The organism is Ancylobacter sp. TW_SC_1 (genome assembly GCF_056836805.1).
This window is the reverse complement of the sequence record NZ_CM166365.1, coordinates 4,734,938-4,755,522: the sequence shown is the minus strand read 5'-3', so window position 1 is coordinate 4,755,522 and position 20,585 is coordinate 4,734,938. Positions and strand designations below refer to the sequence as shown.

Here is a 20,585-nt window from a genome sequence, read left to right as displayed (position 1 = left end):
CGATGCGCCGGAACGACAAAGGTCGTTCAGATCAGAGGGAAGAACATGGACATGATCATCATGACGCGACTCTAGGGGCTCGTCTCCTTGGGTTCAAGACACGGGATCAGCCGGGAAGTGGCGTCGGCAAGCCCCCCGTGCAAGCGGTCGGCGGTCGACAGCATGCCTGCTCGCGCCTGAAGCGGACGGTCGGCCGAACGCCGGAAGCGGTCGTTCATCGGCGGAGCCGGGGCGAGCAGACCCGTTGCACCCGTCATCATAGTCTCGACACCGACATGCAGGAAAACAAAGTGGTAAGCCGGACCATGATGCCCGCCGGTCCATCCTGACTGTTCCGGGGGCAGGTCCGCATGGAGAGCGGAAACCGCGGCCCTTCGGGTCGCATCAAGCGTCTACTCGCGCCTTTTGCGAGCTTGCCGGGCCACCTTGCAAAACCCCGGCCCGGCGCGATGGACATCGAAAGGATCTGCCCATGTCGAACAAGCCGGACGAGCACCTCGACCGCCGCAACTTCGTGATCGCGTCCGTTGCAGCGATCGGCGCATCGGCAGGGCTCGTCGCCAATGCCGGTTCCGCCGGCGCCCAGGAACCGACGGCGTCCGCTGCCGGTCCGGCATCCGGCGCGCCGTCAGCGACGGTCTACACCGGCGACATCATCCAGGGGAAAAAGGTCGTCAGCGCGCTCGACGTCAGCGACCTGGAGCCCGGGCAGAGGCACCTTCTGTATTTCCAGGGCGTCGAGATGGCCGGCGGCCAGCACTGGTACGTGTCGGTGACCGTCGCCAAGGGGGCGAGGCCGGGCAAGCGCGTCGTGCTGGTCAGCGGCGTGCACGGCGACGAGATGAGTTCCGTGCATACGGTCCAGAGCGTGATGAACCAGCTCGATCCGGTTGAGATGTCGGGCACGGTGATGGCGGTCACCGACGTGTCCCGCCCGGCTCTGGAGGGCATGCAGCGCCGATGGCCCAATGCAGGCCGGGGCGCCGACCTGATCGACATGAACAGGGAATGGCCCGGCAACGAGAACGGCCTCACCGCGCCAAGCCGGCATGCCGGACTGCTGTTCAACCGGCTGCTGCGGCCGAACGCCGATGCCGCGATCGACTTCCACACCGGGACGACCGGGTTCGACGTCACCGCCTTCAACATCGCCGGCATGGATGTGCCCGAGGTCAAGGCGATGGTGGAGCTCTATCCCGTCGGCCAGATCTTCGACAATCACGTCTATCCCGGCGTGCTGCACAACGCCTTCATGGATGTGGGCATCCCCGCCTTCACGCCGGAGATCGGCGCTGCCCGCGTGCTCGACCCCGGGAGGATCGCGCTGTTCGTGGAAGGCACGATGAACGTCCTCAAGCATCACGGCATCGTGGCCGGGCCGATGGGACGCACGGGCAAGGACGTGGGCGTCTTCGTCGGCAACAGCGCACTCCCGATCCTGGCAACCGAGGGCGGGATCGTCGAGCATCTGGTGGGGCTCAACGACAAGGTGGAGCCCGGGCAGAAGGTCGCTGTCCAGCGCGACAGCTTCGGTGAGGTGGTCGCGGAATACACAAGCGGCGTGGCCGGCGAGGTGACCGGCCAGCGCAGCGACGCGATGGCCGAGCCGGGCAACCCCCTGGTGTTCATCCTGTTCCACAGGGCGACGCCGGACGGCGGCGAGACGTATCCCGAGTGATTGCCGGGCACGTGGCCTGCATCGGGCCCCTGCGCCGCATGGGCCCGCACGCAGAGTGCCTACGGGCGGAAGGGCACGTCACCGGCCGGCCTTGGATAGCGACAAGCGCGGCAAGCGTCGTGGACCGGCATGCCCCATGGGCGGCGGGGCGGGCACTCAGCATTCGCCACTCGGGGCGGAGCTTTCCTGCGATGTCAGAGATCGCCGTGGCCCACCCCCTGTTCACCGGTCGCCAGGACCGCGCCGGCCGCCACGCGAACGGCCTGCGTCAGCCCCCGCAGCGCGGCGGCGTGGAGGCGGGTCACGGTCCAGTAGAGCGGGACGTCCACTCTGTGCGCCGGCGCCAGCTCGACGAGGCGACCAGCGGCGATGTGGTCCTGCACCATCACGCAGGGATGCATGCCCCAGCCCAGTCCGACCAGCGTCATGTCGAGGAATCCGTGGGTGGAGGGCACCCAGTGGACCGGGCCGGCCAGCTCCACGCCAAACGCCGCCCGCGCCCAGCGCGCCTGCAGGAAGTCCCGCCGGTCGAAGCGCAGACACGGAGCCTGTCCCAGCGCCTCGGCGGTGACGCCGCGCGCGAAGTAACGCCCGGCAAGATCCGGGCTCGCACAGGCCGCATAACGCAGCGCGCCCAGCGGGATCGTCCGGCATCCCTGCACCGGCTCGCGCTCGGCGGTGACTGCGGCCAGCACCTCGCCGGAACGAAGCCTCGCGGCGGTATGGGCCTCGTCGTCCAGGGCGAGGTCGAGCGACACGTCCGTCATCCGCCCGAAGGCGGCGGCCGCGGCCGGAAACCAGGTGGCGAGGCTGTCGGCATTCACCGCCACCGGCAGCGTCAGCCTTTCGCCCGCTCCGGCGGCGATGCTGCCGAGCGCCGACGCCAGATCATGCTCCAACAGGCGCACGCGATCGAGATGGGCGCAGAGGGCGCGGCCGAGTTCGGTCGCCTCGCAGGGCTGGCCGCGGACGATGAGGATCGCACCGAGACGCTCCTCGAGCCCGCGCACCCGTTGCGAGACCGCCGACGGGGTGATCGCGAGCACCGTGGCGGCGCGCTCGAACGTGCCTTCCCGCACCACGGCGGCGACGGCGGCAAGCGAGGGGTAATCCAGCATGGATGAAGTTTTGCTTCATCGAACTTAGAAGAACAAGTTTTACTTGATGGGTCCGCCGGGCCACCAACGCGGCATGACAAACGTCCTCATGCCCTTCGCCACCGGCTTCCTGCTCTCCGCCGCGCTCATCATCGCCATCGGCGCGCAGAACCTGTTCGTCCTGCGGCAGGGGCTGCGGCGCGAGCACGTGGGCGCCATCGTGCTGTTCTGCGGCACCGCCGACGCGCTGCTCATCGGCGCCGGCGTGGCCGGCGTCGGCGCCTTTCTCGCCGCCGTGCCGCAGCTCACGACGCTCCTCGCCCTGGCGGGCGCCGGCTTCCTCGGATGGTATGGCGTCCGGGCGCTGCGGCGGATGGCGGGATCGGAGGCGATGGCGGTGAGCGCGGTGAGCACCATGACGCTCACGCGGGCGCTTATGGCCACCGCCGGCTTCACCCTGCTCAATCCGCATGTCTATCTCGACACGGTCCTGCTGATGGGAGCGGCGGGTTCCGCCCAGGCCGAGCAGGTGCGCCCCTTCTTCGTGGCCGGCGCGGCGGCGGCGAGCTTCACCTGGTTCGCGACGCTCGGCTATGGCGCGCGGCTCCTGCAGCCGCTCTTCGCCCGGCCGGCCGCCTGGCGGGTGCTCGATGCCGGCGTCGGGATCGTCATGCTCGCCCTTGCCACCTCCCTGGTGGCACGCGCGCTCACGCTGCCCGGCTGATCCGTCGATCGCGAAAGCGTTGCGCGCTCAGGGCGTGGCGGGCCTGTCGAGCGCGGCCTCGACCCCTGCCGCCACCTCGGGACCCGGCCGTCGCAGCGGCAGCGGCGGATCGCCGACTTCGAGACCGAGCCGCTGCGCGATCACGCACATGACGCGCAGGCTTCCATGCGCGCGGAACCATAATTGTACGTCCAAACTCGACGGACACGTCATCTCGCCTGGCCCATCGACGCCATGGCCGGGGCGCGTCATGAGCGGGCGCCTGCCTACCGGCGCAACGCAGGTCTTGGAACCTCGTATGTCGAGCGATGCAGTGGCCGAAGAGCGCGCAAGGCGCGAGCCGTTCAGCCACTGCATCATTGGCCTAATGCGTGGCCACCGCACGCTCGCTCACGGGTGCGGTGCGCACACCGAGCAGGACGATCAGCGCCGCTATCAGCAAGACGAGGCTCGCAGCGGCAAACGTGCCCGTCACTCCATCGATAGCCAGTATCGCGCCGCCGCCGGCCGCGCCGACCGAGATCGCCAGCTGCACCGACGCGACCAGCAGGCCGCCGGCGGTCTCCGTCTGATCCGGCACCGCGCGAGTAAGCCATGTCGACCACGCCACCGGAACGCCGCCGAATGCGAAACCCCACAAGGCGAACAGCGCGGTATGGGCGGCCGGGTCGGCGTCCAGCGTGACGAGGGCGACGGCCAGCCCGGCCATCAGCAGCGGCATTCCGAGCAGGGCGGCCTTCAGGCTTCGCTCGATCAGCGGGCCGGCGACCAGCGTTCCGACGAAGTTCGCGAAACCAAAGCCCAGCAATATGCCGGATACCGCATAGACGCCGACGCCCGTGACCGTCTCGAGGAAGGGCCGGATATAGGTGAAGACGGCAAAATGCCCCGCAAAGGCGAGCATTGCCCCGGACATCCCCAGCGCGACCCCCGGCCGGCGCAGCACGTCGACGAGTGTGCGCAACCGTGCCGAACCGGACGGAGCCAGGCGCGGCAGGGTCATGATCTGAGTGATGATCGTCACCATGCCCATCGCCGCCGCCAGCAGGAAGACCGCCCGCCAGCCGAACAGATGGCCGAGATAGCTGCCGACCGGGGCGGCGAACACGGTCGCGGCCGAGACGCCGCTGAACAGGATCGACAGGGCGCGTGGCACGAGGGCTTCCGGCACCAAGCGCATGGTGAGCGCTGCCGACATCGCCCAGAAGCCGCCGAGAGCGATGCCGAGCAGTATGCGCCCGAGGATGAGCAGCGGCAGGCTCGGTGCAAAGGCAACCACGAGGTTCGAGATCACCAGCAGCACGGAGAAGGCGATCAGCAGATTCCGCCGGTCGATGCGCTGCGTGGCCGCGGCGACGAGCAGGCTGGCGACGAGCGCCACGAGGGCCGTCGCCGTCACCGCCTGTCCGGCGGCGGCTTCGGTAATGCCGAGATCTGCCGCCATCGGGGTCAGCAGGCTGGCGGGAAGGAATTCGGCGGTCACCAGCCCGAAAACCCCCAATGTCATGGACCCGACCGCCGCCCAGGCGGGCGAGATCGGGGTAACGGCTGACGCGTCGAGCGCGAGCGATTCACTCATTCAACTGCCTTTCCAGAGAAGGATGCTGCATCGCAACACGCTACGCTGGCTCCGCAGGACTAACCATGCCAGAATGTCCGGCATGTTTGATCATTCGTCCGAAGACGCGACCTCTTCGCGACCGCCCGCCTATTCCGACGTCGTCAGCGAGCTGCTCGGCGGCATGAGGCTCGTCGGGCTGAAATATCGCCGGATACAGATATCCCCGCCTTTCGGCGTGCATTTCGGCAGCGAGCAGGGGCGCGCGCAGTTCCATTTCATCTCCCGCGGTTCGGTCTATCTGCGCCGGGCCGAGGGCGTGACGGAGAAACTGGAGGCCGGATCGGCGGTCCTGCTGCCGCATGGCGGCGCTCATGACCTCGTATCCGGGCCGGACCTGCCGTGCCGAACGGTATCGGCCTTCACGGAGGCGCCGCTTTGCGGCACCGTCGCCGCGATCAACGCCTGCGATGCCGACGCGTGCCGCAGCACGGACGTGGTGATCTTCAGCGGCTGCATGGAGTTCGAGCTCGGCGGCATGACGCCGCTGGTGGCTTTGATGCCGTCGGTGATGTCGGTCGGCACGCTGCTCGACCGCTACCCGGAGCTGCCCCCGATGCTGGACGCCATGGAGCGGGAGGCGCGTGGCGATCGCGCGGGTTTCGCCGGTATCCTGGCTCGTCTCGCCGAAGTCGTCTCCGTCTTCATCGTTCGGGCGTGGGTCGAGTGCGGCTGTGGCGCGGCGGCCGGCTGGGTGGCGGCGTTGCGCGATCCACGGCTCGTACGCGTCATCGCCGCCGTGCATCGTCATCCGGGTCGCGAATGGACGGTGGCCGAGCTGGCGTCGGTGATGGGCGCCTCCCGCTCCGTGTTCGCCGCGCGCTTTCTCGAGGTTACCGGGATGACGCCGCTTCGCTATCTCACCGAGTTGCGCATGCGTCTGGCGGCGCAGTGGATCACGCGGGATAACCTATCCATCGAGACCGCCGCCAACCGGCTCGGCTATGGCTCGCAGGCCGCGTTCAGTCGTGCCTTCAAGAGGACCATGGGACATGCGCCGGGGGCGATGAGGGCGACACAGCTCACCCCGCGAGCGGCCGAGTAACGCGCGGCGCAATTGCGCCGGGAGCGGTCATCGGCGCCTCATCTGAAGCCGGCCTTCACATTGGCCGTTGCGCCGCGGTCGACGCTCCGGCGCGTCCATCGGCCGAGATCGCGGCCGCGATGTCCGAGAGCTGATGCGGTTGTCTGGAGAGGGGATGGTGCCGGAAGCGCGAAGGGCGCGGGCCTCCCGGCCCGCGCCCTTGCCTCGAGAGCGTGACGCGCTCAGCGGGTGGAGCGCGCGTTCTGCTCGATCTGGCGCTGGATGTAGGGCTCGACATTCATCGTCGAAGGCTCGCTGACATAGGTATTGCGGCCCTCGATGACAGGCGCGCCGGCGCCGCCATTGACCCGCGCCTCGCTGGCGCTGCGGACAGCGGCGTCGTAGCCGGCCTTCTCCACAGGATCCCGTCCTTCGGCCAGCGCCGTGTTGACGAGGCCGGCGGCGGAAAGGGAAAGGACGGTGGCGGTGAGGGTCATCTTCCAGTTGATAGAAGTCATGGTGATCTTTCCTGTCTCTTTTTCCCTCCTGATCGACCTTTTGGCGCGCAGGAGAAGGCGTATATGAGATGCGAGTAATTGAATTTACTCGGGCGTCTGACACGACGTGGGGTTGTCGTCGTCGGATGAGATCAACATAGGGGGAAGATGTCGCAGAATTTCTTCAGTTCGGGGTGTCAATTGTCTCCGGGTGTCGCAGGTTTCGCGGGCTATACGGTTTGTTACAATTTTCCCCAGCGCGAAAAGGGCGATAGCGGTATGTAAAAGGCGTGGAGCTCTCTCATGGACGCCGTACCGCACATCGCCATCGTTGATGACCATCGCGACATTCGCGATCTGGTCGGCAAATATCTGCACCGGCACGGCTACCGCACGTCGCTGGCGGAGAACGCCGCGTCGTTCCGCCGGCTGATGGAACGCAACGCGTTCGATCTCGTGGTGCTCGACGTGATGATGCCGGGCGAGGACGGGCTCTCGCTCTGCCGCTATCTGCGCGAATCCACCAGTCTGCCGGTGATCATGCTGACGGCGATGGCGGAGGAGACCGACCGCATCGTCGGGCTGGAGCTGGGCGCCGACGACTATCTCTCCAAGCCCTTCAACCCGCGCGAATTGCTGGCGCGGATCAAGGCGGTGCTGCGGCGGGTGCAGAGCCTGCCGCCGCAGCGCGGGCAGCTCAAGGCCAAGGAGGTGCGCTTCGACCGCTGGGCGCTCAATGTCGGCCGGCGCGAGCTGATCGACCAGGATGGGCTGACCGTGCCGCTCAGCACCGCCGAGTTCCGGCTGCTGAGCGCGTTCCTCGACCATGCCGGGCTGGTGCTGAGCCGCGACCAGCTGCTCGACCTGACGGTCGGGCGCAGCGCCGAGCCGTTCGACCGGGCGATCGACAACCAGGTCAGCCGGCTGCGCAAGAAGATCGAGATCGACCCGAAATCGCCGGTGCTGATCAAGACGCACTGGGGCGGCGGGTACAGCTTTTCGGTCGAGGTGGAAGGCCAATGATCGGGGTGTGGAACCGCGGCCTGACCGCCCGCTTCGTCGCCGTGATGCTGCTGGCGCTCGCGGTCTCGCAGGGCATCAGCTTCCTGTTGTTCACCGATGAGATGGGCGGCGCGCTGGTGCGCGTGGCCAAGGCCGAATTCCTCAGCCGCAGCGCCTCGGTGGCACAGGTGCTCGAGACCACGCCGCCCGCCGTGCAGCAGGACATCCTGCAGGCCAGCGGCACCAGTTATACCCGTTTCTGGGTGTCGCCGACCTTCCCCGGCGATGTCGAGAGCTGGCGGCAGGAGGCCAAGAGGCGCCTCGCGGAGCCGCTGCCGACGCTGGCCAATCTGGCGGACACCGAACAGGGCACGCCGGAGACGGCAGCGGCCGCGCCGGTTCTCGCACCGCGGCCCGCGAGCGCGACGGTGGCCGCGCCGATACCCGCGAACGGCACGCCGGCCTCGTCCTGGATCGACCTTCCCGCCCATGCCTGGCCGCTCTCGCGGGCGGCCAAGTTCGTCTATTGGGGCGATGCCGGCGGCATGGGCCTGGCCGTGCAGCTGAAAGACGGATCGTGGCTCAACAGCGCGTTCTCCAAGAAGATGATGAACAGCATGCTGACCACGCGCTCGCTGATCTCGCTGGCGGTGACGGCGGTCATATTGTCCCTGTGCGCGGCCTTCATCGCCCGCACCATGACGACGCCGATGCGGCGCCTTGCGGCGGCAGCGGAAGCGCTGGGCCGCGGCGAGAGCGTGGCGCCGCTTTCGGAGAAGGGCCCGGACGACATCCGCCATACGGCGGTGGCGTTCAATCTGATGCAGTCGCGGCTCCAGCGTTTCGTGGAGGACCGCACCCGCATGCTGGCGGCGATCGGGCATGATCTGCGCACGCCGATCACCTCGCTGCGGCTGCGGGCGGAGTTCGTCGCCGATGACGAGACGCGCGAGAAGATGCTCGACACGCTGGACGAGCTGCGCGCCATGACCGAGGCGACGCTGGCCTTCTCGCGCGAGCAGGCGACCGAGGAGGTCACGCGCAATGTCGACCTCACGGCGCTGGTGGGGAGCCTGTGCGACGACCTGGTCGAGCTGGGCCACGAGATATGCTGCGCCGAGGGGCCGAAGATCAGCTATCGCTGCCGTCCCGACGCGCTGAAGCGGGCGGTGCGCAACCTGGTGGAGAACGCGGTGCGCTATGGCGAACGCGCGCGGGTTTCGCTGCGCACGACGCCGCAGGCGATCGAGATCGTGATCGAGGATGACGGGCCGGGCATTCCCCCCGAAATCGTCGAGAAGGCATTCGAGCCGTTCTTCCGCATCGAGCATTCGCGCAGTCGCGCCACCGGCGGCATCGGCCTCGGCCTGTCGATCTCGCGCAACATGGTGCGCCACCATGGCGGCGACATCATCCTCGCCAATACCGGGCGGGGGCTGCGCGCCACCATCAGCCTGCCCTATGCCGAGACGCCGGCGCCGGATGCGCGGGCAATGGCGCGTTCCGCGCAGCGGGCCGGCCTGCCCAGCGGCACGCCACGGCGCACGCCGGCGGAATGAGCGGTTCGGCGTGCACCGGTTCCAGGTGGGCAAGCCGCTCAGGGGCGCAAGCCGCTCAGGGGCGGATGCCGGGCGTTTCCATCGCCATGCCGGCGGCACGCTGCATGAGGTAGAGTTCCAGCGCGATGAACGCGTCGGACCCTGCGGCGAAGGGCTCGGCGCGCACGCCGATCATGCAGTTGCGCATGCGCCGCTGCAGCGAGCCGATCCCCTGCCATTCCAGACGGTACAGGGGATAGCCCGTCGGGTGCGCCTGCGTGACGGGGCTGCCGGCGAGACGCTGGCGCCAATTGTCGTCGTGGCAGGAGGCGCAGGCGAGATCGAGCTGGCCCATGCGTGTCGTGAAGAGCCGACGCCCGCTCTCGCGGAACGGCGCGAGAGCGGGCTCGATCGGCGGCGCGATCGGCATGCCGCGCGACTGATGGGCCACGAAAGTGGTGAGGGCCAGAAGGTCGTCGCTCTCGCGCGCCAGCGGCGTTCCGCCCTGCCGTTCGCGGCGGCATTGATTGATGCGGCCGGTGAGATCGATGGGCTTGCCGCTGGCGGGATCGAGGGCGGGATAGCGGGCCGCGACGCCGCGCATGCTTGCCGCCGCGCCGTGGCAGCCGGCGCAGGACAGGTTCGACGCTCCCGCCTTCTGTTCCCACAGGGCCGCGCCCTGCACGACCCAGAGCATGCCGGGATTGCTAGTATCGTCCGCCTGCAGGGCCTGCGTCTCCGGCGCCATGAAGGCGCGCCCGGAGCGCCGCTCGCCGGAGCCGATCTCGCCCGCCGGCGCGACGCCGGCCAGCAGCGCCAGGGCGACCAGGCTCATGGCCGGCCGGATCATCCGGTCACCACGATCTCGGCGCCGGCGGTCTCCGTCTGTCCCTCGTCATCGGTCCATTCAAATTCCACCGTGCCGCTCGCTGAGGCGACGAGGCTGAACGACACGAAGGGATTGGCGGAGACGGCCGGGAAGAACTCGGCCGCGAACACCTCCTCCCCGTCATAGGTGCAGACGAAGCGGGTGATGATGCGCCGGGGAAACGCGACGCCGTTCGGCCCCATCCGGTAGCCGGTTTCCATCGGGTGGGCGATCATCGCCCTTATGTCGACGATGTCGCCGCTCTTGGCGGTTTTGGGCACGCTGACGAGGGTCCTGCTCATGACAGGTCCTCGATGCAGGCGGCGAGGGTGACGATGACGTTCGCCTCGCTCGTCCAGTAGGTGCCGTCGCTGAGTTCGGCGACCGCGAGGAGGGTCTGGGAGGTGGCCAGCCGGATGCGGGTGGCGATGCGCGCCCGGCCGTTGCGCGGGCCGAGCGAGAACACCGCGACGTCGGCCTGCGGGTTCTTCTCGTTGAACAGGCCGATGCGGCGCACATGCGAGGCTTCCGTCATCGGGCTCTCGACCTCGATGGTGACGCCGACCGCGTTGCCGTTCTCCACCAGCGGCGGCACGCTGAGTTTCACCCGGCCGGCATGGACCGGCGCGCCCCCGGTGAAGCCGGCGACGGCCGCCTCAAGCGAGGGGCGCGCCAGCGCCCGCAGGGGCAGGGCCATCACGAGGATGCCGACGCCGCCGGCGAGCACGGCGCGCCGGCCGAGCGAGGGGCCGCCGGCAGGCTCAAGTCTGGTGGGCTCCTTCATGGGCTCACTCCTTCAGCGTCACGAGATAGGCCACCAGATGCTCGATCTCGGCAGCGCCGAGCACCGGCTTGCCCTGCCAGGCGGGCGCGGTCCGCTGGCCCGCCCGGAGCGAATGATAGGCCGGCATGAGGCTCTCCGGGTTCAGCCGCTTCATGTCGACGATCCGCAGCCGGATCTGGCCCTCGTCGAGCCGGGAGCCGATGCCGGCGAGGCTCGGCGCCAGCGTGCCCTGAAGCTGTGCCGCGCCGGAAGGGAGGGCGTGGCAGAGAATGCAGAGGCTGCGGTGGCGCTCGCCGATCAGCGCCTGCCCGAGGGCGGGGTCGCCGCGCCGCCCGGCAAGCGGCTCCAGGATCGCGTCTCCCGACACGACATAGGGCGCAAGCTCGTGCCCGGCCATGTCGTCGGACCGCGCGGTGCCCGGCAGCCCGCAGGAGAGGGCGAAGGCGGCCCATGCGCCCGCCGCGGCGCCCCTCACCCGAAGGCTTCCGCGGTGAGGGTGGCGAACCACGCCTCGCCAAGGGCGGCTTCCTCGGCGCGCACGGCCGGCGGCGCGTCGAGCGGCGAGGTGCCGCCGGCCCCCTCGACTTCGGCGAGGAGGCCGTTTCTGGGGCTGTACACGCCGGCGATCGAGATGCCGTAATCGGGCGCGAGCAGGCTGTAGCAGGTGTTGATCAGCTTGGGCTCGCCGGGGCTCCGGCCACGCAGCAGCGCGATGACGGCGCTGGCGCAGGCCTTGGCCTGGGCGTTGGCGGTGAAGGCGGATTTGGGCATGGCGCCGCCAATGGCCGCGTCGCCGACGACGTGGACATGGGGCACGAGGAGGGATTCGAAGCTGACCGGGTCGATCGGGCACCAGCCGGTGCGGTCGGCGACGCCGGCGATGGCCGCGATGGCCCCGGCGCGCTGCGGGGGGATGACGTTCGCCACCGCCGCGCGGTGCTCGCCGAATTCGGTGCGCAAGGTCCGCGTCGGCGCGTCCACCTCGGTCACGCCGCCGCCGAAGGACAGCCCGACCCATTCGATCATGCCGGGATAGAGCGCGGCCCAGCCGGCCTCGAACAGGCGCTGCTTGGAGAAGGCGTCCTTGGCGTCGAGGATGAGGATCTTCGAGCGCGGCTTGTGGGCCTTGAGATAGTGCGCGATGAGGCTCGCCCGTTCATAGGGGCCGGGCGGGCAGCGGAACGGGTTGGCCGGCACCGAGAGCACGACGAGCCCGCCATCGGCCATCGCTTCCAGCTGGCGGCGCAGCAGCAGGGTCTGCTCGCCCGCCTTCCAGGCGTGCGGCATCAGCCCGGTGGCGGCGGCGTCATAGCCGGGAAGGGCGTCGAGACGCATGTCGATGCCCGGCGCGACGATCAACCGGTCGTAGCTCAGCCGCACCTCGTCGGCGAGCACCACGCGCCGCTGCTCCGCCTCGATCCGCACCACCTTCTGCGGCACATGGACGATGCCGTCCGCCTCGATCCCGGCATAGCCGAAATGCTGGGCTTTCATGTCGCGCAGCCCGGCGATGACCGCGTTGCTGAGCGGGCAGGCGGTGTAATGCGCGCTGGGCTCGATGAGCGCGACCGCGATCTGCGGGTCCTCCCGCCTGACGGCACGGGCGAAGCTGGCGCCGGCGAAGCCGCCGCCGATCACCACCACCCTCGGTGCCGCCTGGGCGCGCACGGCCGGGCTCGCCAGAACCGCGCAGGCGCCGGCGGCGAAGCCTAGAACGCGCCTACGGCTGAGCGGGAACGTTGCCGCCGGCGGCGAAATAATCGGCGATCGCGCGCGTTTCCTCATCGGTGAAACCCTTGGCAATGCGCGTCATGATGGTCGAGCGGCGCTCGCCCGAACGGAAGGCGGCCATCTGCGCCACGGTCTGCTCCGCCGGCTGCCCGTTCAGGCTCGGCACAGGCCCCTTGCCGGCGGTGCGCGGATGGCATCCCGAGCAGGAGGTCGCCCCGCGCGGCGGCGCGGCGTCCGCCGGAGCCGAGGCCATGAAGAGCCACAGCGCCGGCAGCATGAAATGGAACAGGCGCATCAGGCAAGCTCGTGGTTCTTCAGCGGCATGGTGCGGTAGCGCTTGCCGGTGGCGGCGAACAGCGCGTTGAGCACCGCCGGCGCGGCGACCGCGATGGTCGGCTCGCCCACCCCGCCCCAGAAGCCGCCGGAGGGCAGCATGAGGGTCTCCACCGCAGGCATCTGCGCCATGCGCAACACCTCATAGGTGTCGAAGTTCTCCTGCTCCATCCGCCCGCCGGCCACCGTGCATTCGCCATAGAGGCAGGCGGAAAGGCCATAGACGAAGGAGCCCTCGACCTGCCGCTCGACCTGCGCCGGGTTGACCACATGGCCCGGGTCGGTGGCGGCGACGATGCGGTGGATCCGAAGCTCGCCATCCTCCACCGACACCTCGGCGGCGGCGGCGACATAGGAGCCGAAGCCCATGATCTGGCTCAGGCCGCGGAAGCGCCCCGGCGCCGGCGGGGTGTCCCAGCCGATGCCCTCGGCCGCCGCCTCAAGCACGGCGAGGTGCTTGGGATGATCCGCCATCAGCTTGCGGCGGAAGGCGAGAGGCTCGGCGCCGGCGGCGTGCGCCAGCTCGTCGATGAAGCACTCCATGTAGATGGCGTTCTGGTTGAGGTTCACCCCGCGCCAGAAGCCCGGCGGCACCGGCGGATTGCGCATGGCGTGGTCGATCAGCAGGTTCGGCACGGTGTAGGCGAGATGGCCCTCCGGCAGGTTCGCCGTCAGGCCCTGGAACACCACCGGGTCCATGCCGCCCTGCATGCCCTGCGGCCGCACCGCGGCGAGGATCGACTGGCCGGAGATGCGCATGTGCAGGGCGGTCACGTTGCCGTCCGCGTCCAGCGCCCCGGTCAGCCTGGCCTGCGTGGTCGGGTGATAGGCGCCGTGCAGCATGTCCTCCTCGCGCGTCCACAGCAGCTTGACCGGGGTGCCGGGCATCTGCCTGGCGATGCTCACCGACTGGCGGACATAGTCCTGGAAATTGCCGCGCCGGCCGAAGCCGCCGCCGAGATGGATCTTGTAGACCTCGCACTGGCCGACCGGCAGCCCGGCCGCCTCGGCGACCACGGCAAGGCTCGCCTCGCCATTCTGCGTCGGCACCCACACCTCGCATTTGTCGGCGGTGTAGAGCGCGGTGGCGTTCATCGGCTCCATGGTGGCGTGGTTCTGGTAGGGGAAGGCATAGGTCGCGGTGATCACCTTGCCGCCCGCCGCTGCCACGCGGGCCAACTCGGCCTTCGCATCGCCCTGGCTGTTGCCGATGAAGGCGTCCTCGGCCTCCAGCCCTTCCGCCAGCATCTGGCGGATGTCGGCACTGGTCAGGTCCTTGTTGGGGCCCTCGTCCCAGGTGATCGGCAGCGCGTCGAGCGCGGTCTTGGCCCGCCACCAGGTGTCGGCGACGACGGCGACCGAGCGGTCGTCCACCCGCACCACCTTCCTCACCCCCGGCATCTTTTCGACTGCGGCCGCGTCGAAACTCGCCAGCGTGCCGCCGAAGACCGGGCAGGCCCTGATGGCGGCGTTCAGCAGGCCGGGAAGCTTGAGATCGGCGCCATAGACCTGCTTGCCGGTGAGCTTTTCGACCGTGTCGAGGCGCGGCAGCGGCTTGCCGGCGATCTTCCAGTCCTTCGGGTCCTTCAGCGACACCTCTGCCGGCGGCGTCTGGCGGCCGGCGGCCTCGGCCACCTCGCCGAAGCGCAGGGTGCGCCCGCTGGGGCCGTGGGTGATGACGCTGTCGGCGGCCGTGCATTCGCTCGCCGGCACGCCCCACCGTTCCGCGGCGGCGGCGATCAGCATGTGGCGCGCGGCGGCGCCGCCCTTGCGGACATAGTCATGGGAATCGCGGATGCCGCGGCTGCCGCCGGTGGAATAGCTGCCCCAGACGCGGTCGCGCTTCAGGTTCTCGCCCGGCGCGGGATATTCGGTCGTGACCTTCGACCAGTCGCATTCCAGTTCCTCGGCGACGAGCTGGGCGAGGCCGGTCAGCGTGCCCTGGCCCATCTCGGAGCGGGCGATGCGGATGACGACGGTGTCGTCCGGCTTCACCACCACCCAGGCATTGATCTCCGGCGGCGAAGCGGGTGCCGCGTCCTGCGCCAGGGCGGGGCCGGCGAACGGCACATGGAAGCCGAGCGACAGGCCGCTGAGCGTGGCGGCGGAGCCGACGATGAAGTTTCGGCGCGAGACCGACTGGATGATGCTCATGGCGCTCTCCCTCAGCCGGCCTTGCCGTCGGCCGCCATGTGGATGGCGGCGCGGACGCGGTTATAGGTGCCGCAGCGGCAGATATTGGTGATCTCGGCGCTGATGTCGTCGTCGCTCGGCTTCGGGTTGCTCTCCAGCAGGCTGGCCACCGCCATGATCATGCCGGTCTGGCAGTAGCCGCATTGCGGCACGTCGAGCGCCAGCCAGGCCTTCTGCACCGGGTGCGAGCCGTCCGGCGACAGCCCCTCGATGGTGACGATCTTCTGGTCGGCCTCGACGGCCGAAAGCGGCATCACGCAGGAGCGTGTCGCCACGCCGTCGATATGCACCGTGCAGGCGCCGCACTGCGCGATGCCGCAGCCGAACTTGGTGCCGGTAAGGCCGATCTGCTCGCGAAGCACCCAGAGAAGCGGCGTATCGGGCTCGGCCTCGATCTCATGCGTCTGTCCGTTGACGGTGATCTGGACCATGATGGACTCCCGGCTGGAGAAACGGTGCGTGCCGCAGGGGCCGGAAGGCATGGAAGCGCCCGGCGAGCGTCGCGGCTGGCGTTCATCGACCGGGCAACGCTAGGCGGGCGGTGTCGCAGAAGCGTGCCGCCCGCGCGCCTCATTGTCGCGATGTGTCGCGGCGGCGGGTCTTGATAAGAATTGATACAAAGAGAGTCCGTGGCGTCCGGGTCAGAGCACCGTCGCTGCCGACCGGGTGCCGACGCGCGCGTCGATACCTTCCAGTCGTCGACGCGCGCGTCGACAAGCGCCCGTTTGCGCGCAGGCCTCAGAGTTCTTTCGACGGCACGCCCTGCCGCGTCGCCGTGGTGAGCGGCAGGCCCGCCAGGCTCCGCTTCGGCACGAAGGCGGACTGCGCTTCCGAGACATTCGCTGCCCTCATGGCGCTCTCCTCGTCCCCGATCCGGGGATCGCCGGCGGAAAATTCCGGTTTCGGCCGGAGCATAAAATCGGGAGCACGTCAGGTCGCTCCATACGTGAAAAACGGTATCTAAGTGTCGCGCGAGCGGGATAAACAGTGCTGAGCGCGGCCTTGATGAGGGCCTCGCAGGATGTGCGGCTGCGGAAGGAACTCGTTGCATGTATCGCAGGCTTGGTCATGTGCGCCGCGGCGGTGCGGGCGCGCGTTTGGCGATGTGCTCATTCGGCGCCGCGCTGCTGCTGTCGGGCTGCAACGAGCCGAACACGTTCGCGGCGCCGCCGCCGGCCAAGGTCACGGTCGCCACGCCGGCGCAGGCCCCGGTGACGCTCTATGCCGAGTTCACCGGCAAGACCGCGCCCTCGCAGGAGGTCAACCTCGAGGCGCGCGTGCAGGGCTATCTCACCATCGTCGGCTACGCCGATGGCGAGGCGGTGCGGAAGGACCGGGTGCTGTTCGAGATCGAGAAGGACCAGTACCGCGATCAGGTCGCGTTGCAGGAGGCCGAACTCGCCATCGCGCAGGCCAAGGCGGCCAATGCGCAGACCGAGTTCGACCGCCAGGCCGACCTCGGCCAGAAGCAGGTGTCGAGCCAGCGCAGCGTCGACGATGCGCGTGCCACGCTCGACGCCGCCAAGGGGCAGGTGGCGGCCGACGAGGCGAGCCTCAGCCTCGCGAGGCTGAGCTTCGGCTACACCACCGTCCGCGCCCCCTTCGACGGCGTGGTGACGCGCCACCTCGTCGATGTCGGGTCGCTGGTCGGCTCCTCCGGCCCGACCAAGCTCGCGACCATCCTCCGGGTCGATCCGCTGCACGTCTATTTCAACATGAGCGAGCAGCAGCAGATCGCCATGCGCGACGCGCTGGCCGCGCAGGGCAAGACGCTGCGCGACGTGCGCGAGAACCGGATCGCGCCGCCGGTCGAGATCGCGCTCGCCGGCGAGGCGGCCTACAAATATGCCGGCACGATCGACTACATCGCCCCGCAGCTCGATGGTGCCACCGGCACGCTGCAGATGCGGGCCGCGCTGGCCAACAGGGATGTGGAGCTGATCCCGGGCCAGTTCGTGCGGGTGCGCGTGCCGATCGGCAGGATCGAGAATGCGCTGCTGGTGGACGACACGGCGGTGCAGTCCAATCAGGCCGGCAGCTATGTGATGGTGGTCGGCACGGACAATGTGGTGGAGCAGCGCGCCGTCACGACAGGCCCCGTCGAGGGTCAGCTGCGCGTCATCACCAAGGGGCTGAGCGCCGGCGACAAGGTGGTCGTCGGCTCGCTGCAGCGCGCCGTCGCGGGCAAGACCGTCGATCCCGTGGCGGGGACCATGGCGGCTCTGCCCGAGGCGGCTCCGGCGACGACGGCCGCCGGGGCTGAGAAGGCCACCACGACCCCCTGACCTTCCGGCCAACCCCGAGGCGGACCCATGTTCTCGCGCTTCTTCATCGAACGGCCGGTGCTCTCCAACACACTGGCCCTGCTCATCGTGCTGCTGGGTGCGCTGTCGCTCACCAGCCTGCCGGTCTCGCAATATCCCGATGTGGTGCCGCCCACCGTCTCGGTGACGGCGACCTATCCCGGCGCCAGCGCCCGCACGGTGATGGATACCGTGGCGCTGCCGATCGAGCAGCAGGTCAACGGCGTCGAGGGCATGATCTACATGCAGTCGACCAGCGGCAATGACGGCAGCTATTCGCTGGTCGTCACCTTCGACATCGGCACCGATCCCGACATGGCGCAGGTGCTGGTGCAGAACCGCGTCTCGCTGGCCACCGCGCAGCTGCCGAGCGCGGTCTCGACGCAGGGGCTGAACGTCCAGAAGAAGTCGACCTCGATCCTGCAGTTCGTGAACCTCTATGCGCAGGACGGGCGCTACGACAATCTGTTCCTCGCCAATTACGCCGCGATCAGCCTGGAGAACGAGCTCGCCCGCCTGCCGGGCGTCGGCTCGGTGACGGTGCTGGGCTCGGGCAGCTACGCGATGCGGATCTGGCTCGACCCGGAGCGCCTCCAGACCTATGGCCTGACGCCGGCCGACGTCACCGCGGCGATCCAGCAGCAGAGCACGCAGGTCACGGCCGGGCTGGTCGGCGCCCCGCCGACGCCCGCCACGGTCAATTTCCAGTACGCCATCGACGTCACCGGACGCTTCGACGAGGCGAAGGATTTCGAGAGCATCGTCGTCAAGGTGATCGACGAGGGCGGCGGGCGGATCGTGCGGGTCGGCGACATCGGCCATGTGGAGCTCGGCGCCGCCACCTATGGCCACACAGCGACGCTGGACGGCAAGCCCTCCGCCGCCATCGCCATCTCCCAGCTCACCGGCGCCAACGCGCTCGCCGTGGCCGAGGAGGTGAACGCCAAGATGAAGCAACTGGCGGCATCCTTCCCGCCGGGTCTCGACTACAAGGTCTCCTTCGACAGCACCAAATTCGTCAGCGCCTCGGTGGACGAGGTCTATGAGACGCTGATCATCGCGGCGGTGCTGGTGCTCGCGGTCATCCTCATCTTCCTGCAGGACTGGCGGGCGATGCTGGTTCCGGCCACCACGGTGCCCGTCACCATCGTCGGCGCCTTCGCCGCCATGGCCATGCTCGGCTACACCATCAACACCACCAGCCTATTCGCCCTCGTGCTGGCGATCGGCATCGTGGTGGACGACGCCATCGTCATCGTCGAGGGCGTGTCGCGCCACATGGAGGCCGGCATGTCGAGCCGCGAGGCCTCGATCAAGGCGATGTCGGAACTGACCGGCCCGGTCATCGGCATCACGCTGGTGCTGATGGCGGTGTTCCTGCCGGCGGCGATGATGTCCGGCCTGACCGGCAGGATGTACCAGCAGTTCGCCCTCGTCATCGCCGCCACCGCCCTGATCTCGGCGATCAACGCGATGACGCTGAAGCCGACCCAGTGCGCCCTGTGGCTGCGGCCCTCCACGCCGCCGGCCGCGCGAAACATCCTCTACCGCGCCTTCAACGCGGCCTATGCGCGGGCTGAAGAGATCTATGTCGCGCTGGTGCGTCGGCTGGTGCGCGTCGCCGTGCTGACCAGCCTTGTCGGCTTCGGCCTCATCGGGCTCGCCTTCTACGGCCTCTCGCACGTGGCGACCGCCTTCCTGCCGAGCGAGGACCAGGGCTATTTCATCGTCAGCCTGACCCTGCCGGACTCGGCCTCCGCCGCGCGCACCGAGGCGGTGGTGGCGCAGGCCGTGCAGCGCATCAAGTCCTTTGACGGCGTCGACAGCGTGATCGGCGTGTCCGGCATCTCGCCGCTGGACAACAACGCCACGCTCTACAACACCGGCATGCTCTATGTCGTGCTGAAGGACTGGAGCGTGCGCACGACGACGGCGCTCAGCGCCGCCAGCATCGGCGGCAAGGTACGCGCCGCTCTCGGTGATCTCGGCACCGCCGAGGCGATGGTGATGATGCCGCCGCCCATACAGGGCATCGGCAACTCCTCCGGCTTTGCCATGATGGTGGAGATGAAGGACGGCACCTCGGATTTCTCCGCGCTGCAGAACGCCGCCAGCGACGTCGTCGATGCCGCCGCCACGCAGACCAGCCTGTCGCATGTCGCGACCAATTTCCGCGGCGCGGTCAAGCAGCTGCGGCTGGAGGTGGACCGCGTGAAGGCGGAGACCTACGGGCTCACGGTCGGCCAGGTGTTTTCCGCGCTGGAGGCCTATGTCGGCTCGTCCTATGTCAACCAGTTCACCCGGTTCAACACTGTCTTCCAGGTCTATGTGCAGGCGGACGCGCCGTTCCGGCTGCAGCCGGGCGACATCCTGAACCTCAAGGTGAAGGGCGCGGATGGCGAGATGGTCCCGCTCGGCCAGGTGGCGCATTTCGTCGATGCTGCGGGTCCGCCGCTGATCACGCTCTACAACCTCTACCCGGCGGCGCAGGTCACCGGCAGCCCGGCCGCGGGCTTCAGTTCCGGCCAGGCGATGACGCTGATGGACCAGGTCGCCGCGTATTCGCTGCCGTCCTCCATGGGCACGGCATGGACCGGCATGTCCTATCAGGAGCGGCTGGTCGGCAACCAGATCTACTACGTCTTCGCCGTTGCGCTGGTGCTGGTCTATTTCGTGCTGTCGGGCCAGTATGAGAGCTGGCTGCAGCCGCTGGCGGTCATCCTCGCCGTGCCGCTCACTTTGCTCGGCACCGTCGCCGCGCTGGAGATCACCGGCCTGCCGAACGATCTCTACACGCAGATCGGCATCGTGCTGCTCATCGCGCTGGCGGCCAAGAACGCCATTCTCATCGTCGAGTACGCCCGCGAGAAGCGCATGGAAGGCATGGACATAGGCGAAGCCGCCATCGAGGCGTCGCGGCTGCGGTTCCGGCCGATCCTGATGACCTCCTTCGCCTTCATCTTCGGCATGCTGCCGCTGGTGTTCGCCTCCGGAGCGGGGGCGGGCGCCCGGGTCTCCCTCGGCATCGCCGTGGTGAGCGGCATGCTCGCCTCGACCGGGCTCGCGGTGCTCTTCGTTCCGGCCTTCTTCACCGTGCTGGAACGGCTGCGGCAGAAGCCGGCCGCGCCTCGCGCGGCGGCGTCATCGTCCCGATCTTCGCCCGATATCGTTGCCGGCTAAGGGAACTGCCGACGG

The 20,585-nt window shown here is 69.0% G+C and carries 19 protein-coding genes; 7 read left to right on the top strand and 12 right to left on the bottom strand.

The features are described from left to right. The first annotated feature begins 472 nt into the window (after nt 1-472). Entirely contained in the window at nt 473-1,678 is a 1,206-nt protein-coding gene (locus AC1PZ7_RS22520) for a M14 family metallopeptidase (RefSeq protein WP_482357405.1), read from the top strand. A gap of 194 nt (nt 1,679-1,872) precedes the next feature. Here the strand turns inward: AC1PZ7_RS22520 and AC1PZ7_RS22515 are convergent, their stop codons facing one another. Continuing rightward, on the bottom strand, nt 1,873-2,796 hold the full coding sequence (locus tag AC1PZ7_RS22515; RefSeq protein WP_482357404.1) for a LysR family transcriptional regulator ArgP: 924 nt from the start codon (nt 2,794-2,796) through the stop codon (nt 1,873-1,875). A 73-nt stretch (nt 2,797-2,869) separates the two neighbouring features. Between AC1PZ7_RS22515 and AC1PZ7_RS22510 the strand changes: the two genes are divergently transcribed. After that, nucleotides 2,870-3,499 carry a LysE/ArgO family amino acid transporter gene (locus AC1PZ7_RS22510; RefSeq protein WP_482357403.1) on the top strand — a complete coding sequence of 210 codons (630 nt, stop codon included), beginning with the start codon at nt 2,870-2,872 and terminating at the stop codon, nt 3,497-3,499. 27 nt (nt 3,500-3,526) lie between these two features. Here the strand turns inward: AC1PZ7_RS22510 and AC1PZ7_RS22505 are convergent, their stop codons facing one another. Further along, on the bottom strand, nt 3,527-3,649 hold the full coding sequence (locus tag AC1PZ7_RS22505; RefSeq protein WP_482357402.1) for a hypothetical protein: 123 nt from the start codon (nt 3,647-3,649) through the stop codon (nt 3,527-3,529). A 214-nt stretch (nt 3,650-3,863) separates the two neighbouring features. Beyond that, nucleotides 3,864-5,078 (bottom strand): MFS transporter, encoded by a 1,215-nt coding sequence (locus AC1PZ7_RS22500; RefSeq protein WP_482357401.1) that lies wholly within the window; start codon nt 5,076-5,078, stop codon nt 3,864-3,866. Nucleotides 5,079-5,160: 82 nt separating this feature from the next. Between AC1PZ7_RS22500 and AC1PZ7_RS22495 the strand changes: the two genes are divergently transcribed. Then, the gene (locus AC1PZ7_RS22495; RefSeq protein ID WP_482359707.1) at nt 5,161-6,162 is read left to right on the top strand and encodes an AraC family transcriptional regulator; all 1,002 of its coding nucleotides are present in this window, start codon (nt 5,161-5,163) and stop codon (nt 6,160-6,162) included. A gap of 221 nt (nt 6,163-6,383) precedes the next feature. On the opposite strand, the gene AC1PZ7_RS22490 is transcribed toward AC1PZ7_RS22495, so the two are convergent. Continuing rightward, nucleotides 6,384-6,659, bottom strand: a complete 276-nt coding sequence (locus tag AC1PZ7_RS22490) for a hypothetical protein (protein WP_482357400.1) — start codon at nt 6,657-6,659, stop codon at nt 6,384-6,386. 282 nt (nt 6,660-6,941) lie between these two features. Here AC1PZ7_RS22490 and AC1PZ7_RS22485 point away from each other — a divergent pair, with 282 nt between their 5' ends. Together AC1PZ7_RS22485 and AC1PZ7_RS22480 are read left to right on the top strand one after the other, a co-directional pair. Then, the gene (locus tag AC1PZ7_RS22485; protein ID WP_482357399.1) at nt 6,942-7,661 is read left to right on the top strand and encodes a response regulator; all 720 of its coding nucleotides are present in this window, start codon (nt 6,942-6,944) and stop codon (nt 7,659-7,661) included. After that, nucleotides 7,658-9,199 (top strand): sensor histidine kinase, encoded by a 1,542-nt coding sequence (locus AC1PZ7_RS22480; protein WP_482357398.1) that lies wholly within the window; start codon nt 7,658-7,660, stop codon nt 9,197-9,199. The genes AC1PZ7_RS22485 and AC1PZ7_RS22480 overlap by 4 nt, the downstream gene beginning before the upstream one ends. Before the next feature lie 55 nt (nt 9,200-9,254). On the opposite strand, the gene soxA is transcribed toward AC1PZ7_RS22480, so the two are convergent. Genes soxA through AC1PZ7_RS22440 form a run of 8 tightly spaced genes read right to left on the bottom strand, consistent with a single transcriptional unit; the run spans nt 9,255 to nt 15,518 of the window. Next, nucleotides 9,255-10,013, bottom strand: coding sequence for a sulfur oxidation c-type cytochrome SoxA (soxA, locus tag AC1PZ7_RS22475; RefSeq protein ID WP_482357397.1), 759 nt, complete (start codon nt 10,011-10,013; stop codon nt 9,255-9,257). A gap of 11 nt (nt 10,014-10,024) precedes the next feature. After that, nucleotides 10,025-10,348, bottom strand: a complete 324-nt coding sequence (soxZ, locus tag AC1PZ7_RS22470) for a thiosulfate oxidation carrier complex protein SoxZ (protein ID WP_482357396.1) — start codon at nt 10,346-10,348, stop codon at nt 10,025-10,027. Then, nucleotides 10,345-10,830, bottom strand: a complete 486-nt coding sequence (locus AC1PZ7_RS22465; RefSeq protein ID WP_482357395.1) for a SoxY-related AACIE arm protein — start codon at nt 10,828-10,830, stop codon at nt 10,345-10,347. The genes soxZ and AC1PZ7_RS22465 overlap by 4 nt, the downstream gene beginning before the upstream one ends. A 4-nt stretch (nt 10,831-10,834) precedes the next feature. Further along, a complete protein-coding gene (soxX, locus tag AC1PZ7_RS22460; protein ID WP_482357394.1) occupies nt 10,835-11,305 on the bottom strand; it encodes a sulfur oxidation c-type cytochrome SoxX in 471 nt (156 codons plus the stop codon). Continuing rightward, complete coding sequence (locus AC1PZ7_RS22455) at nt 11,302-12,615, bottom strand: FCSD flavin-binding domain-containing protein (protein WP_482357393.1); 1,314 nt, start codon at nt 12,613-12,615, stop codon at nt 11,302-11,304. Before AC1PZ7_RS22455 ends, soxX begins: the two co-directional genes overlap by 4 nt. Further along, on the bottom strand, nt 12,551-12,856 hold the full coding sequence (locus tag AC1PZ7_RS22450) for a c-type cytochrome (protein ID WP_482357392.1): 306 nt from the start codon (nt 12,854-12,856) through the stop codon (nt 12,551-12,553). Before AC1PZ7_RS22450 ends, AC1PZ7_RS22455 begins: the two co-directional genes overlap by 65 nt. After that, complete coding sequence (locus tag AC1PZ7_RS22445) at nt 12,856-15,048, bottom strand: xanthine dehydrogenase family protein molybdopterin-binding subunit (protein WP_482357391.1); 2,193 nt, start codon at nt 15,046-15,048, stop codon at nt 12,856-12,858. The genes AC1PZ7_RS22450 and AC1PZ7_RS22445 overlap by 1 nt, the downstream gene beginning before the upstream one ends. 11 nt (nt 15,049-15,059) lie before the next feature. Beyond that, nucleotides 15,060-15,518, bottom strand: coding sequence for a (2Fe-2S)-binding protein (locus AC1PZ7_RS22440; protein WP_482357390.1), 459 nt, complete (start codon nt 15,516-15,518; stop codon nt 15,060-15,062). Between the two features lie 672 nt (nt 15,519-16,190). On the opposite strand from AC1PZ7_RS22440, the gene AC1PZ7_RS22435 reads away from it, so the two are divergent. Together AC1PZ7_RS22435 and AC1PZ7_RS22430 are read left to right on the top strand one after the other, a co-directional pair. Beyond that, nucleotides 16,191-17,372 carry an efflux RND transporter periplasmic adaptor subunit gene (locus tag AC1PZ7_RS22435; protein WP_482359706.1) on the top strand — a complete coding sequence of 394 codons (1,182 nt, stop codon included), beginning with the start codon at nt 16,191-16,193 and terminating at the stop codon, nt 17,370-17,372. A gap of 27 nt (nt 17,373-17,399) precedes the next feature. After that, nucleotides 17,400-20,570, top strand: coding sequence for an efflux RND transporter permease subunit (locus tag AC1PZ7_RS22430; RefSeq protein ID WP_482357389.1), 3,171 nt, complete (start codon nt 17,400-17,402; stop codon nt 20,568-20,570). Nucleotides 20,571-20,585 lie beyond the last annotated feature (15 nt).

Coding starts and splice junctions, on each gene's coding strand:
- AC1PZ7_RS22520 (WP_482357405.1), top strand. CDS start 473: ATGTCGAACAAGCCGGACGAGCACCTCGACCGCCGCAACTTCGTGATC.
- AC1PZ7_RS22515 (WP_482357404.1), bottom strand. CDS start 2,796: ATGCTGGATTACCCCTCGCTTGCCGCCGTCGCCGCCGTGGTGCGGGAA.
- AC1PZ7_RS22510 (WP_482357403.1), top strand. CDS start 2,870: ATGACAAACGTCCTCATGCCCTTCGCCACCGGCTTCCTGCTCTCCGCC.
- AC1PZ7_RS22505 (WP_482357402.1), bottom strand. CDS start 3,649: ATGTGCGTGATCGCGCAGCGGCTCGGTCTCGAAGTCGGCGATCCGCCG.
- AC1PZ7_RS22500 (WP_482357401.1), bottom strand. CDS start 5,078: ATGAGTGAATCGCTCGCGCTCGACGCGTCAGCCGTTACCCCGATCTCG.
- AC1PZ7_RS22495 (WP_482359707.1), top strand. CDS start 5,161: ATGTTTGATCATTCGTCCGAAGACGCGACCTCTTCGCGACCGCCCGCC.
- AC1PZ7_RS22490 (WP_482357400.1), bottom strand. CDS start 6,659: ATGACTTCTATCAACTGGAAGATGACCCTCACCGCCACCGTCCTTTCC.
- AC1PZ7_RS22485 (WP_482357399.1), top strand. CDS start 6,942: ATGGACGCCGTACCGCACATCGCCATCGTTGATGACCATCGCGACATT.
- AC1PZ7_RS22480 (WP_482357398.1), top strand. CDS start 7,658: ATGATCGGGGTGTGGAACCGCGGCCTGACCGCCCGCTTCGTCGCCGTG.
- soxA (WP_482357397.1), bottom strand. CDS start 10,013: ATGAGCCTGGTCGCCCTGGCGCTGCTGGCCGGCGTCGCGCCGGCGGGC.
- soxZ (WP_482357396.1), bottom strand. CDS start 10,348: ATGAGCAGGACCCTCGTCAGCGTGCCCAAAACCGCCAAGAGCGGCGAC.
- AC1PZ7_RS22465 (WP_482357395.1), bottom strand. CDS start 10,830: ATGAAGGAGCCCACCAGACTTGAGCCTGCCGGCGGCCCCTCGCTCGGC.
- AC1PZ7_RS22455 (WP_482357393.1), bottom strand. CDS start 12,615: ATGAGGAAACGCGCGCGATCGCCGATTATTTCGCCGCCGGCGGCAACG.
- AC1PZ7_RS22450 (WP_482357392.1), bottom strand. CDS start 12,856: ATGCGCCTGTTCCATTTCATGCTGCCGGCGCTGTGGCTCTTCATGGCC.
- AC1PZ7_RS22445 (WP_482357391.1), bottom strand. CDS start 15,048: ATGAGCATCATCCAGTCGGTCTCGCGCCGAAACTTCATCGTCGGCTCC.
- AC1PZ7_RS22440 (WP_482357390.1), bottom strand. CDS start 15,518: ATGGTCCAGATCACCGTCAACGGACAGACGCATGAGATCGAGGCCGAG.
- AC1PZ7_RS22435 (WP_482359706.1), top strand. CDS start 16,191: ATGTGCTCATTCGGCGCCGCGCTGCTGCTGTCGGGCTGCAACGAGCCG.
- AC1PZ7_RS22430 (WP_482357389.1), top strand. CDS start 17,400: ATGTTCTCGCGCTTCTTCATCGAACGGCCGGTGCTCTCCAACACACTG.